The organism is Xanthobacter tagetidis (assembly GCF_003667445.1).
Taxonomy (GTDB): domain Bacteria; phylum Pseudomonadota; class Alphaproteobacteria; order Rhizobiales; family Xanthobacteraceae; genus Xanthobacter; species Xanthobacter tagetidis.
Map to the genome: position 1 here is coordinate 54,003 of NZ_RCTF01000011.1, position 15,993 is coordinate 69,995.

Here is a 15,993-nt window from a genome sequence, read left to right on the forward strand (position 1 = left end):
ACAATCTTGGCTGCTTCGGCGGCATGACTCGAAGGCGAAGCGTTGTGATCGACCGGCGAACCCTGCTCTCCCTCGGCATCGGTGCGGGATCGGCGAGCCTCCTCGGCCTCACGGCCGCGCGCGCCCAAGACCGGCCGTTCCGGATCCTGATGATCACCTTCCGCGGCGAGACCGACGTGGAGCGCGGCTTCCGCGACTTCCTCACCGCCAACGAGATCAAGACGGAGATCATCGCCCGCGACGTGAACGGTGATGCCCGCCGCGTCCCCGAGATGATCGCCGACCTCGCCACCCTGAAGCCGGACCTGATCTACACCTGGGGCACGCCGGTGACGCTCGGGGTGGTCGGGCCCTACGATTCGACCGATCCGCAATATGTGCGCGACATCCCGGTGGTGTTCGCGCTGGTCGCAGCGCCGGTGCGGGCGAAGATCGCCCCGGACTTCGCATCCTCGGGCCGCAATGTCACCGGCGCGGTGCACGTGGTGCCCACCGATGTGCACATGCGTGCCATGCAGGCCTACAAGCCGTTCAAGACCGTGGGCGTGCTCTATTCCACCACGGAGCAGAACTCGCGCGTCATCCTCGACGAGGTGAAGAGCGTGTGCGCGACCATGGGCGCGAAGGTGGTGGCCATGCCGTTCAAGCTCGACTCCGGCGGGCGCCCCATCGCCGACGGGGTGGAGGACATGATCCGCAAGATGCGCTCCGATGGGGTGGACTGGCTCTATCTGCTGCCCGACACCTTCCTCGGCACCATCTATGACCGGGTCACGCCCACGGCGCTTGAGAACTCCATACCCACCTTCGCCGCCGCCGAGCGCGGCGTGCGCGAGGGCGGCGCACTGGTTGGGCTCGTCAGCCGCTATTATTCGGTGGGCCAGCTCGCCGCGGCGAAGGCGGTGGAAATCCTGGTGCAGCATCGGGCGCCGAAGGACATCCCCATCGAGACGCTGAAGCGCTTCGCGCTCATCATCAACATGCAGGTGGCGCGCAAGCTTCAGATCTACCCGCCCATCACCATGCTGAACTACGCCGAGATCGTCACCAACTGATCCTGGCGACCCATGTCCCACCCGCAGACCCTCACCTGGCGGCCGCTTGGTCCGCCGGACCTTCCCGCCATCGAGGCGCTGCACCGCCGCGCCATCGGCGCCGCCGGCCCCGACGTGGTGAAGCCGGAGGGGCCGGATTTCTTTCCCGGCATCCTCGGCGGCCGCGGCAAGGCGGTCGGCGCCTTCGAAGGCGATCACCTCATCGCCTACGGAATCCTCCAGCACGTGCTGCCGGATGCCGATGATCCGCGGCCGCTGCTCGGCCTTCCCGACAGCGTGCTCCGGGTGAAGCTGGCCGGGGCCTCGGTGGAGCCGGAGGCGCGAGGACGCGGCCTCCAGCGCGCGCTTATCGAGGAGCGCGTCGCGCTCGCGCGTGCAACGTTCAAGGACACGCCGATCCTCATCTATGCCACCTCCGCTCCGGCCAATGTGGCAAGCTGGAGCAACCTCATGGCCGCGAATTTCACGGTTCGTGCCGTGAAACTGTATTACGGCGGTTATCCCAGATATGTCATGGTACATGAGAGCGTTACGCAGGACTTGGACGGTAGCGAGGTGATTCTCGATCCGGCCGATCTCGACGGGCAGCGCCATTTTCTGGCGCAGGGGTGGAGGGGATCGAAGATGGTGCGCGATCAAGGGGGAGTGCGGATTGCCTACACCGCTCCCCGGCCCGCCCTGCGCGCCGCTGCCGCCGCCGAGCGGCCATGAGCACTCCCGATCTCCCGGCGGATCGCTGCGCCCTCGTGGTCGATCTGGCGGCGATCCGCGCGAACTGGCGCGCCGTGCGGCAGTCGTTCACCGGCGCCGGCGTCGGCGCGGTGGTGAAACAGGACGCCTATGGCCTCGGCATCGCGGAGGTGGTGCCGCTGCTCGCCGCGCTCGGCTGCCGCGATTTCTGGGTCGCCGACCTGACGGAAGCGGAGGACGTACGCCGTTCCGAGCCTTCGGGACGGATTTTCGTGCTGCACGGCCTGTGCGGCGGCACGCCGCACGATTTCAGGATGCTGGGCGCCATTCCCGTCCTGCTGGACATGAGCGAGGTCGAGGCGATGGCCCGCGCGGCGACCGATGCGCCGGTGACCTGCGCCATCCATCTCGACACGGGCCTGAACAGGCTCGGGATCGGCCTTGAGGATGTGCGCCGTCTGGTCGCCGCACCGGATCGGCTCAAGCGGCTCCAGATCGCGGCCTATGTCACCCACCTCGCCCATTTCTCCGATCCCGGCGCCCGCGCGAACGCCTGGCAGTGGCGGCGCTTCTCGGCCTGGACGCGGCGTCTGCCGCCGGCGCCGCTGAGCTTCTGCGCCTCGTCCGGCGTTTTCGGGCCGCGGGAACGCCACGCCGACCTGGCTCGCGTCGGCAGCGCGCTCTACGGGGTCGAGACAACGCCCTCGCGCCCGCAGCCCATCGTCGCCGCGGCAACCCTGACGGCGCCGATCCTGCGCGTGCACGACGTGCCGGCGGGCCGCGAGGTGGGATATTCCGGCGCCTACCGCACCCCCTCCGCCCGCCGCCTGGCCCAGCTGGGCATCGGCTACGGCGACGGGGTGCCGTACCGCTTCCACAGCGATGCCTACGTGCTGATCGCCGGCCATCGCGCGCCGGTGGTCTCGACCAGCGCGATGAGCCTGATGAGCGTCGATGTCACCGGTCTTCCTGAGCAGACCCTGCGTCCCGGACAGCGCGCCATGCTGTTCGGTCCCGGCCTGCCCGTGGACCAGATCGCCGCCGCTGCCGGTGTCGCACCCAACGTCGTGCATGTGCGCGCCGGGCGTTCGGCGCCGCGCTTCTACCTGCCCTGCCCGGACGATGCCGGCGCCGGAACCGCCGCGACCGCGCGGCCGCTTCACGCGCCACAGATGGTTTGACCGCGGCCGCCTGGTCCCCGGGCGCGCACTGCCAGCTTCGGCTTCCTCAGCTCCTTGTGCGTAGTGGTAACGGGCGCCTCGCGCCCGCGCGGCGCCCGTGCTGGGTCTGCGGCGCAATGCCCATCGCCCAAGTCCCGGTATTCTCTGGGAAATATAGGAATTTCAAATACCTCAGCGTAACGAAAAATATGCGGTCTACGTGGATTTGCGGAATTGCGCATGGCACGCTAACACACATCTGCTCCCAGACTTTTGGGCGTACTCCAAGCGGATCGCCAGTGGTGTGCAGAATGGACGGAGGAATAGGTCTCGCACGCGTGATTGTCGTCTATGCCGCCTTCTTGGCGTGCATCGGCGGATACTGGGTCTATCTCGAAGCCTCCTTCGACGCGATGCAGCAACAGGCCCTGTTCGAAGGGCGGCTGCGGGCCAAGCAGATCGCCGAGGCGGCGCGCCAGCAGCTTGCCGCCACCTTCAAGGGTGCGGACTACCTGCTGCAGAACGTGCGCTCCGAATTCCTGCGCGCACCCACGTCGTTCCAGGTGTTCGCGCCGACCGCAATCTCCCTCCTGCCGGCAAGCGCCCAGGCCCAGATCGCGGTCTATGACGCGGAGGGGCAACTCCTGCGATCGACCGGCGGCTGGAGCGCAGCCACGGACATCTCGACCACCGACGAATTCCGCGACCTCGCCGCCCAGTCGCCGCGGGACATATCGGCCATGAGCCGCCCGGAGCCGCGCCCGACCCCCTCCGGATGGGGCATCGTGCTGGCACGCCCGCTGATCCGCGAGGACGAGTTCCAGGGCGTGGTCACGCTGAACCTTTCACCGCTCTACCTTTCCGCCGAACTTGCGCACATCGTGCTCGGCTCCAACGACGTCGTCGGCGCCGTCCATCTGCCCGATGGCGCCTATCTCGCGCGCAACCAAGGCATGGAGCAGGTGCTCGGCAAGTTCGTGGACCCCGGCCGCCCATACCTTGATCCCGGCGCGCCGGCGACCGGAGACTTCACGGCTCTGTCGACCCACGAGCCGGCCGAGCGGCTCTATGCCTGGGCACGCCTGCCGCAGGAACCGGTCGCGGTCCTGGTCGGCCTCGCCACCTCAGACATACTCAGCCGAGCGAATGAGGACATGGCGCGCCACCGCGTGGGCAACCTCGCGGGAACCGCGCTTGTCCTCGCCATCGGCTCGCTCGCTGCCTCGCTGGCGATGCGCGATGTGCGGCAGCGCCGGGCGCTGGTGGAGCAGGAGGCGCTCTACCATTCCCTGTTCGAGCAGAACCACTCGGTCAAGCTCATCATCGATCCCCGCAGCGGCCGCATTCTTGCCGCCAACGGTGCCGCCGCCAACCTCTATGGCTATAGCCGCGAGACGCTCGCCGGCATGAGCATCACGCAGATCAACCAGCTTCCGCAGGACGAGATCGCCGGCTACTTGAATGGGGCGCTCGACGGGCGCAACCCGCATTTCGTGGCGCCGCACCGGCTTGCCTCGGGCGAGATACGGATGGTGGAAGTCTATTCCGGGCCGGTGATGTTCGACGGCAGGGCGGCGCTCTATTCCATCGTCCACGACATCAGCGACCGCTTCCGGCTGGAGCGCGCGCTGCGGGCCAGCGAGGAGCGCTACCGCACCATCTTCGAGGTGGTGCCCGCCGGCCTGATCCTGGTGAACGAGGCGGGCGACATCGTCGCGTGGAACGAGAGCGCCGTCGCCATGCTTGGCAACGACGCCTCAATCCTCGTCAACCGCACGGCGCCGCTGTTCGACCGCCACGGCCGCCCCGTGCCGCGCGATGCCCGCCCCAGCAGCCGCTGCCTGGACGAGGACGTGCGCAACGAGGTCTATTTTACCACCGGAGCCAACCGCGCCCGCCTCTTCATCAACGTGAACAGCCGGCGGATCTTCAACCCCGGGGACGCTCACCCGAGCGGCGCCATCATCACTTTTTCCGACATCACCGACAATGTCCTGCGCGAGGAATCCCTGCTGGTGAGCCAGCGGGTGTTCGATGCCTCCGGCGAGGGCATCGTGGTGTTCGACGGGAACGGGCGCGTGGCACGCGTGAACGCCGCCTTCGAGCAGATCACCGGCGTTTCCGCCGCCGAAGCCATTGGCGGCACGGCCGACGTCATCGCCGGCAGGAGCGTGGACACGAACGTGCTCGCGGCGATCCGCGAAAGCCTCTCGGAAGCCCGTGGCTGGGAAGGGGAAATTACCCTGCGCCGCGCGGATGGCAGCCAGTTGGTCCTGCGCGCGGTCATCAGCGCGATCGATTCGGCCGGAGGCACGCCCGCCGGCCACGTGGCGCTGCTCTCCGACATCACCGTGCGCAAGCGGCAGGAGGAGGAAGCCTGGCGGCGGGCCAATTTCGACGCCCTGACCGGGCTGCCCAACCGCACCTTGCTGATGGAGCGCATCCAGCAGGCCCTCGCGCTGGCGCGACGCCGCGGGGTATGCGCAGGCGTGCTGTTCATGGATCTCGACCGGTTCAAGGCCGTGAATGACGCCTTCGGCCATGCCGCCGGCGACGAGCTGCTGTGCCATGTGGCCCAGCGCATCAGCGCGACCATCCGCGCCGAGGACACGGTGGCGCGCATCGGCGGCGACGAGTTCGTGGTGCTCCTGCCCATGGTGCGGGACGAGGCCGAGGCGACCGCAGTGGCACAGAAGATCCTCGCCGCCATGCGGCGGCCGTTCTGGCTCGCTGCCGGCGAGGCAGAGATCGCCGCCTGCATCGGCGTCGCGGTCTCGGACGAGACGAACCTCGATTCCGCCGTCCTGATCGGCCGGGCGGACACCGCCATGTATCGCGGCAAGGCGCACGGCCGCGACCAGGTGAACACCTATTCCGAAAAGGATGTGCAACCCGCCTAAGGGGCGGTGCGCGCCAAGGTGTGCTAGAGGCCATGGCGGCCCGCGCGTCGCAGGACGGATGGAAGAGTGCATGTCCCAGCTCGAATTCCCGCTCGCCCGCCTGAAGGCGATGCTCGACGACCTGCCGCCGACAGCGCGGCGGATCGCCGGCTTCATGGTGGAACATCCCGAGCGGGTGCCGGCCATGTCGGCGAGCGACATCGCCGCCGCGGTCCAGGCGAGCGAAGGCTCGGTGATCGGGCTGTGCCAGCAGATCGGGGCGCGCGGCTTCGCCGAACTGAAGATCGCCGTGGCGAAGGAGATCGCCACCTCGCGCGCGCTGTTGCATGAGGCCATCACGCCCGGCGACAGCACGGCGGATGTGGTGGCGAAGTTCACGGCAAGCCACGCGGTGGCGCTGGAGGACACGGCGAAGGTGCTGGACGTCGCCGCCATCGACCGCGCCGCTGCGCTGATGGCGAAGGCGAAGCGCATCGAATTCTACGGCATCGGCACCGCCGCGCCGATCGCCGAGGATGCCGCCTACCGCTTCCTGCGACTGGGCCTCGACACCAAGGCGGTGACGGATTCCCACGGCCAGGCGGTCAGCGCCGCCTTCACCGGGCCCCAGGTGGCCACCCTCACCATCTCGCATTCCGGGCGCACCCACGAGACGTTGGAGGCGACGCGCCTGGCGCGGGAGGCCGGCGCGCGCACCATCTGCATCACCAATTACGGCAAGTCGCCGCTCCAGAACCATTGCGAGGTCGTGCTGTTCACGGCGGCACAGGAAACCAAATACCGGATGGAGGCGCTCTCAAGCCGCATCGCCGAACTGTTCGTGATCGACGTGCTTTATGCCCGGCTTGCGCTGGCGCGCTGGGAGCGCTCGCTGGCGGCGATCCAGAAATCCTACGACGTCATCGCCACCAAGCGGGTTTCGCCGGCACCTGAGAAATAGCCGGCCGCGCCGGGGACCATGGGCGCCCGTGCCTGGCGCGCCTCAGATGCTGACCGGGTTCGCCTTCGCCACCACGTCGAACGCCTGGAGGGTGGCGAGAAGGGCTTCGAGGTCCTTCAGCGGCACCATGTTCGGCCCGTCAGACGGCGCCTTGTCCGGGTCGGGGTGGGTCTCGATGAAGACCGCCGCCACGCCCACCGCCACGGCGGCACGCGCCAGGACCGGCACGAATTCCCGCTGCCCGCCCGAGGACGTGCCCTGCCCGCCCGGCTGCTGCACCGAATGGGTGGCGTCGAACACCACCGGCGCGCCGGTGGTCTTGGCGAGGATGGGCAGGCCGCGCATGTCCGAGACCAGCGTGTTGTAGCCGAACGAGGCGCCGCGCTCGGTGACGAGCACCCGGCCGTTGCCGGCGCCGGTGAGCTTCGCCACCACGTTCTTCATGTCCCAGGGGGCGAGGAACTGGCCCTTCTTCACGTTCACCACCTTGCCGGTGCGGGCGGCGGCGATGAGGAGGTCGGTCTGGCGGCACAGGAAGGCGGGAATTTGCAGCACGTCCACCACCTCGGCGGCGGGGGCGCACTGGTCGATCTCGTGCACGTCGGTCAGCGTCGGCAAACCGAGCGTGTCGCGGATCTCGGCGAACACCGGCAGCGCGCACTCCAGCCCCATGCCGCGCTGCGCGGCGAGCGAGGTGCGGTTGGCCTTGTCGAACGAGGTCTTGAAGATCAGCGGGATCTGCCGGCGCGCGGCGATCTCCTTCAGCGCGGACGCCACTTCGAGCGCGTGGGCGCGGCTCTCCATCTGGCACGGGCCGGCGATGAGGGCGAGCGGGAGGGCGTTGCCGATCTTGACGTCGCCGATGCTGACGACGGGCTCGGCCTCCACGGGCGGCGGCTGGATGGTCATGAAACGCAGTTCCTCACGGCGGGGCCTCGCCCGGCGGGCCGCCAAACTAGTTCGCCCCGCTCCCGGAGGGAAGCGGGCGCCGCAGCGCGCGGCGCCCGGCCGTCACTCAGCCCAGGAGGGACGCGACACCCTCGCGCTCTTCCAGGAGTTCGTTGAGGGTCTTGTCGAACATGGTCTTCGAGAAGTCGTCCATGGGCAGGCCCTGGACCACCTCGTATTCCCCGCCCGAGCACACCGCGGGCATGCCGAAGACGATGCCTTCCGGCACGCCGTAGGAGCCGTCCGACGCCACGCCCATGGAGACCCACTTGCCGTTGGTGCCGTGGATCCAGTCGTGCATGTGGTCGATGGCGGCGTTGGCGGCCGAGGCGGCCGACGACAGGCCGCGCGCCTCAATGATGGCGGCGCCGCGCTTGCCGACGGTCGGCAGCAGCACCTCGCGATACCAGGTCTCGTCATTGATGAGCGCCGGCAGCGGCTTGCCGTTCACGGTGGCGAAGCGGTAGTCGGCATACATGGTCGGCGAGTGGTTGCCCCACACCGCGACCTTCTCGATGTCCTTGGAGGCGACATTGGCCTTGGCGGCGAACTGCGAGAGCGCGCGGTTGTGGTCCAGCCGCAGCATGGCGGTGATGTTGCGGGCCGGCAGGTCGGGCGCGCTCTTGGCGGTGATGTAGGCGTTGGTGTTGGCCGGGTTGCCGACCACCAGCACCTTCACGTCGCGCTTGGCCACCTCGTTCAGCGCCTTGCCCTGGACCTTGAAGATCTCGGCATTGGCGGAAAGCAGGTCGGCGCGCTCCATGCCCTTCGAGCGCGGGCGGGCGCCCACCAGGATGGCGGCGTCGATGTCCTTGAAGGCCACCTTCGGATCGTCGGTGATCACCACGCCCGCGAAGTTCGGGAACGCGCAGTCCTCGATCTCCATCACGACGCCCTTCACGGCACCCTGGGCCTGGGGCAGGTCGAGGAGCTGGAGGATGACGGGCTGGTCCTTGCCGAACAGGTCGCCGTTGGCGATGCGGAAAAGGAGGGAATAGCAGATCTGACCGGCGGCGCCCGTGACAGCGACGCGAACGGCGGGTTTGGTCATGAGAGGAAAGCCCCTTGCCTAGTCAGAGCCCAGGTCGGCTCGGGCCGGCAATCTATGCCGCCGTGCAGCAGAATGAAAGCCGGCTCGGGCGCGGGCAAATGTCGGAGCGCGCCTCGGAGTTTGCGCCCTGTCATCCCCCGGCTTGTCCGGGGGATCCACCCTGCGGCCAGGCGGACGAGCCGCGGCACGGCGGCCCCGCCGTCGTCCGTCGTCACATGATGATGACGTGGTTCGCCAGTTCGTTGCGCTCGCCGGGCTTCGACGGCAGCGGGCCGGCGAGCAGGTCGCCCGCCTTGTGCACGCCGGCGATGAGGCCCTCGGCGAGGCTGCCCTTCTTGGCCTGGTCGGCCACGCGCTCGCAGATGTCGCGCCAGGCGCCGTGGCCGAGCGGGGTATGCACACCCTCGTCCGCCACGACCTCGATCAGGTGCTCCTGCGATGCGGCGAAGATGAGGATGCCGCTGCGCCCCTTCGCCTGCGGGATGCCGTGGGCGAGGAACATCTCGACCGCGGCGGAGCGCGCCGCCGCCTTGAGGGCGAGGCGCGGGATCACCTTCTGGGCGATGCTCGGCAGCATGAGGACGCCGGCGAACACCATGAACATGGCCGCCTGGATGCCCAGAAGCTGCATCGGCCGCATGGGCGTGAGGAGAACCAGGATCCACGGCAGCACAAGCGCCGCAAGCGCCGCATACATCACCGAGTAGAACGGGTGCTGGATCAGCGGCTCACGCGCTACCACCACCCGAATCTCGGCCGACGTCTTCGCCTCGGCCGCGGCGACCGCGGCGGCGATGCGCTGGAGCGCGTCGGCGCCGAGCGGCGACTGCTGCGCGTCCTCGGCGACGGCGGGGGGGGGAAAGAGCTTCATCGCAGGTCTCCCGGTGCGTAGGCCTGCTACGCAGGACCGCGCTCTGTTATCATATCCCACGATGGCGACGGCGAAAACTCGCACCGTAGCCGCCACCACCTCCTTGACAAGGTGTACCTGAATTGAATGGGTTAGGCGAATTGTGCGCTGCCAAGGACGGATTGTGATAAAGCCTGTCAAGGTTCTCGACGCCAAGTTTGCGGAATCCCTGTCGTCGGAGGCTTTTCGGGCGATCGAGGAGCGCATCGTTACCTTGGCCTTCGCGCCGGGAAGCACGTGGTCGGAGTCCGCCATCGCGGAGGCCGTCGCCATCGGCCGCACGCCGGTGCGGGAAGCGCTCCAGCGGCTGGCGGTGGGCCATGTGGTGAAGATCGTGCGCGGGCACGGCATCGTCATTTCGCCCATCGATCTGCAGACCCAGCTCCTGGTCATCGAGACGCGCCGCGAGTTGGAGCGCCTCGTCGCCGTCCGCGCGGCGCGGCGCGTGCTGGCGTCCGACAAGCGGGAGCTCCGGCAGATCGCCGACGAGCTGGAGGTGATCGGCCGCACCCAGCAGATCAAGGAATTCCTGAGCAAGCAGTTCGTCTACAAACACCTGCTCGCGGACATCGCCGGCAACCCGTTCGCGGCCGCGGCGCTGGAGCCGCTGCACATCCTCACCCGTCGCTTCTATTTCCGGTACCACCCCGACCTTGAGGACCTGCCCGAGGTGACGGCGGTCCATGCCGCGCTGCTGCGCGCGGTGGCGAGCGGCGACGAGGCTGCCACCGTCGGCGCGGTGAATAACATGATCGACTATGCGGAGCAGCTGACCCGCCGCATCGTCGAGCGCGAGCGTTGAGTATCGTTTTTCAGTGATTTGATGGGGTCGTGGCGGCGGGGCTGAAGCCCTGCTTGACGGCGCTCTCTTTTTGGATATTTTTGCGATATATTAGAAAAATATCTGGAGCGAGACGCGTGGAACAGGGACGGCAGGGCCGGGATGACCGGTCCCCCATCGCGCTTGAGTGCGACGTGCTGGTGGTCGGCGGCGGAGCGGCAGGCCTGGCCGCCGCGGTCACGGCGGCGCGCCAGGGGCTGAAGGTCACCTTGCTGGAGCGCTACGGCTTCTGCGGCGGCGCTGCGGTGGCCGGGCTCTCCGGCACCGTGTGCGGCATGTACGAGGCTTCCGACGACGCGGCACGCCCCCCGGTCCAGGCGGTGTTCGGCTTCCTCGACGAGTTCGTCGCCCGCATGGAGGCGCGCGGGGGCCTCACCGGGCCGGTGCGCTACGGCAAGACGTTCACCCGCGTGCACGACCCGCTCGCTTGGCGCGAAACCGCGGACGACTTGCTGACGGATGCCGGCGTTCAGGTGGTCTACCACACGGTCGTCACCGAGGTGCTGTGCGACGGCGACCGCCTGCGGGGCGTGCGGGGCTACACCAAGCAGGGACCGCTTACTGCCTCTGCACGACTCGTGGTCGACGCCTCGGGCGATGCCGACCTCGCGGTGATGGCCGGCCTGCCCTGCACGGTGGGCGACGAAGGCCGGGTGCAGAACCCCACCATGATCTTCCGCATGATGGGCGCGGACGTCGACCGGCTGAAGGCGGCCGAAGGGGAGGATTCCATCCTTGGCCCCCACGTCTCCGACCTGATCGCCAAGCTCCACGCGCAGGGGGAATACGTGCTCCCCCGCTCGAAGATCTTCCTGTTCCCGACGCCGAGGCCCAACGAGATCTTGTGCAACGTCACCCGCGTCATCGGACGCGACGGGCGCGAGCTGAACCCGCTGGTCGCCGGCGATCTCACCGAGGCGGAAGTCGAGGGCCGCAAGCAGGTCCGCCAGTACGAGCGGTTCCTGAAGAACCACATCGCCGGCTGCGCGGAGGCCTTCGTCAACGACACCGGCGTGCAGGTGGGCGTGCGCCAGACCCGGCAGATCGTCGGCACGAGCCGGCTCGCCAATGCGGACGTGCTGGCGGGCCGCAAGTTCGCCGACGGCATCGCCCGCTCGCCTTGGCCGATCGAGCTGCATTCGGGTGCCAAGCCCAAGCTCGAATGGCTCATGGAGGACGTCTACGAGGTGCCCTACGGCTGCTTCGTGCCCGAGCGCGGCGAGGGGCTCCTCGTCACTGGCCGCTGCCTTTCGGCCGAGCACGAGGCGCTCGCCTCGGCCCGCGTCACCGCCCAGTGCTTCTCCTACGGCCACGCCATCGGCCACGCCGCAGCCATTGCCGTGAAGGAGGGCATGCGCCCCCGCGACATCGACGGCCGCGACCTGCGCCAGGTGCTGAACCGCGACGGCGCACGGCTCGACTGACCCATTCGAAGAGGAGCAATCAATGATCAAGGAAGATCGCCGCGGGACGGTCTGCATCATCGAGATCGACCGTCCGCGCCGGCGCAACGCCCTCGACCACGCCACCGTCGCCGCTTTGCGCGCGCGCTTCGCCGCCCTGGACAGCGATCCGGCGGTCGCGGCCATCGTGCTCGGGGGAACGGCGCCCGGCTTCTGCGCCGGATCTGACCTCAAGGAGCTCGCCACCCTCGACCGGGACGGCATGGCCGAGCACGAGGCGGAGACCGCGGCCTTCGCACGCGCCCTCACCTTCCTGTCGAAGCCGGTGGTGGCGGCGGTGTCTGGCTTCGCCCTCGGCGGCGGCTTCATCCTCGCCGCGTCCTGTGACGTGGTGGCCACCGAGCCGGCGGCCCGCTGGCATCTGCCGGAAGTCACCAACGGCTGGATTCCGCCTTGGGGCCTCACCGTCCTGTCGGCCCGGTGCGGGCCGGTCGCCGCGCGCCGCCTCACCTGGGGCGCCCGTCCGGTGGATGGTGGCGAAGCGCACCGGCTCGGTGTCGCCGACATCCTCGCCGACAGCGCGCTGGAAGCGGCCGTGGAAGAGGCACAGGCGCTTGCGCAGCTTCCCGCCGAAGCGGTGGCCTCCACCAAGCGCTTCTTCGCCCGGCAGGTCATGGCCCAGGGCGAGGCAGAGGACATGGAGGCCAACCGCCTGTTCGTCGAGGACTGCCGCAGCGCCGCAGCCACCGCCACCTTCCAGCGCTTCGGAATGACCGCATGAACGTCCCCGTTTCCCCTGCCCGCAGCAAGATGGTGTCCGCCGAGCAGGCCGCCGGTCTGATCCGCGACGGCGACACGGTGGCCTGCGTCGGCGTGATCGGCTGGATCACCCCGGACGCCGTTCTCAAGGCGGTGGGCGAGCGCTTCGCCGCCTCCGGCACGCCGCGCGGGCTGACCTTCTATTTTCCCGTCGGCACCGGCGACGCGGTGGACATCCGCGGCATGGACCATGTGGCCCGCGAAGGGCTCATGAAGCGCATCGTGTCCGGCTCCTATATCAACCCCGTCAATCCCCGGACCGGCGGGCGCCCGGCCCTCATGGGGCTGATCCGCGAGAACAAGGTGGAGGCCTATTCCTGGCCCATCGGTGCCACCATGCACTGGCTGCGCGAGGTGGCGCGCCGCTCGCCAGGCTATCTGACCAAGATCGGCCTCGGCACCTATGCGGACCCCCGCAACGGCGGCGGCAAGTTCACCGACCGCTGCAAGGACGACCTGATCGAGGTGATGGAGTTCCGCGGCGAGGAGCACCTGTTCTATCCCTCCTGGCCGCTCGACGTGGGCATCATCCGCGCCTCCTCCGCCGACGAGTTCGGCAACCTCTCGTGGGAGGACGAGCCGCTGCTCTCGAGCAACCTGCAGATCGCGCTGGCGGTGAAGGCCTCGGGCGGCAAGGTGATCGCCCAGGTGCGGCGGATCGTGCCGCGCCATTCGCGTCCGGTGTCCGCGGTGCGGGTGCCCGGCGTGCTGGTGGACGCGGTGGTGGTGGACCCGCAGATGGTGATGAGCACCGGGGTCGACTACGACGCAGGCTATCTCGGCATGGCGAACCATCCGCTCGACCTCGGCCCCCTGCCGATCTCGGCGGACAAGGTCATCGCCCGGCGCGCGGCGCGCGAGGTGCGTCCGGGCGAGGTCTCGATCTTCGGCTTCGGCGCCTCCTCCGACACGCCGCAGGTGATGGCCGAGGAAGGACTGCTCACCGGCGACAAGCTCTACGACTACAACTTCACCACCGAGCACGGCCCGTTCGGCGGGTTCGTGATGAGCGGGTGGCAGTTCTCCGCCAACTGGAATCCGGAGGCGCTGCTGGACGGGCCGAGCCAGTTCGACTTCATCGACGGCGGCCTGTGCCCGTTCGCGGCGCTGGCCTTCGCCCAGTTCGACGCCGCCGGGTGCGTGAACGTCAGCAAGTTCGGCGCCGCCAATCCCGGCGCCGGCGGCTTCATCGACATCGCTGCGAACGCGCGCCGCCTGGTCTTCACCGGCACCTTCACCACGGCGGGCCTCGAGTGCGGCTTTCAGGACGGGCGGCTCTCCATCCTCAAGGAGGGCAAGGTTGGCAAGTTCGTCCAGGCCGCCGACAGCATCACCTACCGCGTGCGGGACGGGGTGCGCCAGATCGGCCAGGAGGCGCTGATCATCACCGAGCGCGCGGTGTTCCGGGTCGAGGCCGACGGGCTCGTCCTCGCGGAGGTGGCGGACGGCATCGACGTAAAGACCCAGATCCTCGACCTCATGGCCTACCAGCCCGTGCGGATCGCCGATCCTCTGCCCAAGATGGATCCGGCGCTGTTCAAGTAAGACCAAGAAGACAAAGACAAAACGAGCACAGTCAGACTCGACGACACAAAAATTGGGAGGAGCAGATGGTTACGAGACGCAACATGATCGCGGGCGGAGCTGCACTCGCCGCCTCGGCGACGCTGGCCGCTCCGGCTATTGCCCAGAAGGCGCACCGCTGGCGCATCCAGACGCTGTGGCAGGCGGGCACGGTGAACCAGCAGGCCTTCGAGCGCTTCTGCGAGAACGTCAAGGCCATGACCGACGGGCGGCTGCAGATCACCGCCCTCGCCTCCGGCGCGGCGGTGGGCCAGCAGGAGACGCTCGACGCGGTCTCGCGCGGCCTGCTCGACGGCCATCACCCCGCGACCGTCTACTGGACCGGACGGAACCCGGCCTTCGGCGTCATCGGCGACCTCAACGGCGCCTACGACAATCCCTACCAGGCGCAGGACTATTTCGAGAACTATGGCGGCCTCGATCTGCTGAAGGAGATCTACAAGCCGTTCAAGATCTACCCCATCGGCGTCGCGTGGTGGGGCATGGAATCGATCCCCGTGTCGCGCCCGGTGCGCGGCCCCGAGGACCTCAAGGGCCTGAAGATGCGCCTGCCGCAGGGCATGTCGGCGGACATCTTCGCCAAGTTCGGCGTGGTGGCGGTGAACCTGCCCGGCACCGAGGTGTTCAGCGGCCTCGACCGCGGCGTCATCGAGGCGGCCGACTGGGGCACGCTCGGCATGAACGCCGAGATCGGCCTCCACGAGAAGGCGAAGTGGGCGCTGTTCCCCGGCTTCCACTCCATGCCGGTGGGCGACGTCTCGGTAAACCAGGACCGCTGGGACGCGCTGACCCCGGACCTCAAGGCGATCCTCACGGTGGGCGTGCGCGACTTCTGCCGCGACATGATCCAATCGGTGGCGCGCCAAGATGCGGCCACCGCCGTCGCCCTCGCCGAAAAGAAGGTGGAGCTCATCGCCTGGACCCCCGAGGGGCGGCGCAAGTTCCGCACCACGGCCGAAGAGGTCTGGCAGCAGTACGCGCAGAAGAACGAGCTCTGCAAGAAGGCCGTGGACGGCCAGGTGGCCTACCTCAAGAGCCGCGGCCTCATCGGCTGACGCGCGCGCGCCGGGCGGAGCGGATCGTCCGGCAGACACAAGCATGAGCGCGCGGGGGGCAGCCGCCCGCGCGCCCATCCCCGCAGGAGAGCCCCATGAACCGGTTCGACCGCGCGAGCGCCGCCTTCAGCGACGCGATCGCCTGGATCTACTTCATCGTGTTCCTGATCACCGCCTACGACGTGGCGGCGCGCTATATCTTCAACTCACCGACGGTCTGGGGCGCTGACCTCGTGATCGCGCTGGCCGGCATCCACTACATGCTCTCCGGCGCGGGCGCGCTCCAGCGCGGCGACCACGTGCGCATCGACGTGATCTACAACATGCTGCCCGCGCGGATGAAATTCCTCTCGGACATCTTGTCCGACCTGATCATCATCATGGTCCTCGTCGCGCTCGTCTGGTTCGGCGTCGCCCAGGCCCTGCCTTCGATCCACGATTTCGAGACCACCGGCACGGCCTGGAACGCGCCGACGCCCATGGTCATGAAGATCGCCATCCCCGTCGGCGCCGCGCTCATGCTGGCGCAGGCGCTGGTGAACCTCGCCCGCCGCCTGCGCGGCGAGGTCGGGCCGCCGGCCGAGACCGCCGACGCCACATCCCGTCCGCTCGACTGAGCGCGCCCGCCCTCCGACCG

The 15,993-nt window shown here is 68.7% G+C and carries 14 protein-coding genes; 11 read left to right on the top strand and 3 right to left on the bottom strand.

Going from position 1 to position 15,993, the window contains the following annotated elements; genetic code table 11:
* Positions 1–44: 44 nt before the first annotated feature.
* From D9R14_RS14085 to D9R14_RS14105, 5 genes are all read left to right on the top strand, one after another.
* Positions 45–1,055, top strand: a complete 1,011-nt coding sequence (locus D9R14_RS14085) for an ABC transporter substrate-binding protein (protein WP_170168622.1) — start codon at positions 45–47, stop codon at positions 1,053–1,055.
* A 12-nt stretch (positions 1,056–1,067) separates the two neighbouring features.
* Positions 1,068–1,766, top strand: a complete 699-nt coding sequence (locus D9R14_RS14090; RefSeq protein WP_121623971.1) for a GNAT family N-acetyltransferase — start codon at positions 1,068–1,070, stop codon at positions 1,764–1,766.
* A complete protein-coding gene (locus D9R14_RS14095; protein WP_121623972.1) occupies positions 1,763–2,926 on the top strand; it encodes an alanine racemase in 1,164 nt (387 codons plus the stop codon). Before D9R14_RS14090 ends, D9R14_RS14095 begins: the two co-directional genes overlap by 4 nt.
* Before the next feature lie 317 nt (positions 2,927–3,243).
* Entirely contained in the window at positions 3,244–5,805 is a 2,562-nt protein-coding gene (locus D9R14_RS14100; protein WP_170168623.1) for a diguanylate cyclase domain-containing protein, read from the top strand.
* A gap of 70 nt (positions 5,806–5,875) precedes the next feature.
* Positions 5,876–6,745: a MurR/RpiR family transcriptional regulator gene (locus D9R14_RS14105; RefSeq protein ID WP_121623974.1), complete on the top strand. Its 870-nt coding sequence runs from the start codon at positions 5,876–5,878 to the stop codon at positions 6,743–6,745.
* Positions 6,746–6,787: 42 nt separating this feature from the next.
* Here D9R14_RS14105 and kdsA read toward each other — a convergent pair whose 3' ends face one another.
* The 3 genes from kdsA to D9R14_RS14120 form a co-directional block, all read right to left on the bottom strand.
* The gene (gene kdsA / locus D9R14_RS14110; protein WP_121623975.1) at positions 6,788–7,654 is read right to left on the bottom strand and encodes a 3-deoxy-8-phosphooctulonate synthase; all 867 of its coding nucleotides are present in this window, start codon (positions 7,652–7,654) and stop codon (positions 6,788–6,790) included.
* A 106-nt stretch (positions 7,655–7,760) separates the two neighbouring features.
* Positions 7,761–8,744 carry a malate dehydrogenase gene (locus tag D9R14_RS14115; protein ID WP_121623976.1) on the bottom strand — a complete coding sequence of 328 codons (984 nt, stop codon included), beginning with the start codon at positions 8,742–8,744 and terminating at the stop codon, positions 7,761–7,763.
* Positions 8,745–8,955: 211 nt separating this feature from the next.
* Entirely contained in the window at positions 8,956–9,615 is a 660-nt protein-coding gene (locus D9R14_RS14120; RefSeq protein ID WP_121623977.1) for a TPM domain-containing protein, read from the bottom strand.
* 163 nt (positions 9,616–9,778) lie between these two features.
* Between D9R14_RS14120 and D9R14_RS14125 the strand changes: the two genes are divergently transcribed.
* The 6 genes from D9R14_RS14125 (at position 9,779) to D9R14_RS14150 (ending at position 15,973) form a co-directional block, all read left to right on the top strand.
* A complete protein-coding gene (locus D9R14_RS14125) occupies positions 9,779–10,456 on the top strand; it encodes a GntR family transcriptional regulator (RefSeq protein ID WP_147453034.1) in 678 nt (225 codons plus the stop codon).
* 116 nt (positions 10,457–10,572) lie between these two features.
* Positions 10,573–11,919: an FAD-dependent oxidoreductase gene (locus tag D9R14_RS14130; RefSeq protein ID WP_121623979.1), complete on the top strand. Its 1,347-nt coding sequence runs from the start codon at positions 10,573–10,575 to the stop codon at positions 11,917–11,919.
* Positions 11,920–11,941: 22 nt separating this feature from the next.
* The gene (locus D9R14_RS14135; RefSeq protein WP_121623980.1) at positions 11,942–12,679 is read left to right on the top strand and encodes an enoyl-CoA hydratase/isomerase family protein; all 738 of its coding nucleotides are present in this window, start codon (positions 11,942–11,944) and stop codon (positions 12,677–12,679) included.
* Complete coding sequence (locus tag D9R14_RS14140) at positions 12,676–14,262, top strand: acyl CoA:acetate/3-ketoacid CoA transferase (protein WP_121623981.1); 1,587 nt, start codon at positions 12,676–12,678, stop codon at positions 14,260–14,262. The genes D9R14_RS14135 and D9R14_RS14140 overlap by 4 nt, the downstream gene beginning before the upstream one ends.
* Positions 14,263–14,327: 65 nt before the next feature.
* Positions 14,328–15,356, top strand: a complete 1,029-nt coding sequence (locus tag D9R14_RS14145; RefSeq protein WP_121623982.1) for a TRAP transporter substrate-binding protein — start codon at positions 14,328–14,330, stop codon at positions 15,354–15,356.
* Positions 15,357–15,451: 95 nt separating this feature from the next.
* Entirely contained in the window at positions 15,452–15,973 is a 522-nt protein-coding gene (locus D9R14_RS14150) for a TRAP transporter small permease subunit (protein WP_121623983.1), read from the top strand.
* The last annotated feature ends 20 nt before the right edge of the window (positions 15,974–15,993 follow it).

What these genes read in the sequence shown, in the direction of transcription:
- D9R14_RS14095 (WP_121623972.1), top strand. Translation starts at nt 1,763, where the DNA reads ATGAGCACTCCCGATCTCCCGGCGGATCGCTGCGCCCTCGTGGTCGAT.
- D9R14_RS14150 (WP_121623983.1), top strand. Translation starts at nt 15,452, where the DNA reads ATGAACCGGTTCGACCGCGCGAGCGCCGCCTTCAGCGACGCGATCGCC.
- D9R14_RS14140 (WP_121623981.1), top strand. Translation starts at nt 12,676, where the DNA reads ATGAACGTCCCCGTTTCCCCTGCCCGCAGCAAGATGGTGTCCGCCGAG.
- D9R14_RS14115 (WP_121623976.1), bottom strand. Translation starts at nt 8,744, where the DNA reads ATGACCAAACCCGCCGTTCGCGTCGCTGTCACGGGCGCCGCCGGTCAG.
- D9R14_RS14145 (WP_121623982.1), top strand. Translation starts at nt 14,328, where the DNA reads ATGGTTACGAGACGCAACATGATCGCGGGCGGAGCTGCACTCGCCGCC.
- D9R14_RS14105 (WP_121623974.1), top strand. Translation starts at nt 5,876, where the DNA reads ATGTCCCAGCTCGAATTCCCGCTCGCCCGCCTGAAGGCGATGCTCGAC.
- D9R14_RS14120 (WP_121623977.1), bottom strand. Translation starts at nt 9,615, where the DNA reads ATGAAGCTCTTTCCCCCCCCCGCCGTCGCCGAGGACGCGCAGCAGTCG.
- D9R14_RS14090 (WP_121623971.1), top strand. Translation starts at nt 1,068, where the DNA reads ATGTCCCACCCGCAGACCCTCACCTGGCGGCCGCTTGGTCCGCCGGAC.
- D9R14_RS14135 (WP_121623980.1), top strand. Translation starts at nt 11,942, where the DNA reads ATGATCAAGGAAGATCGCCGCGGGACGGTCTGCATCATCGAGATCGAC.
- kdsA (WP_121623975.1), bottom strand. Translation starts at nt 7,654, where the DNA reads ATGACCATCCAGCCGCCGCCCGTGGAGGCCGAGCCCGTCGTCAGCATC.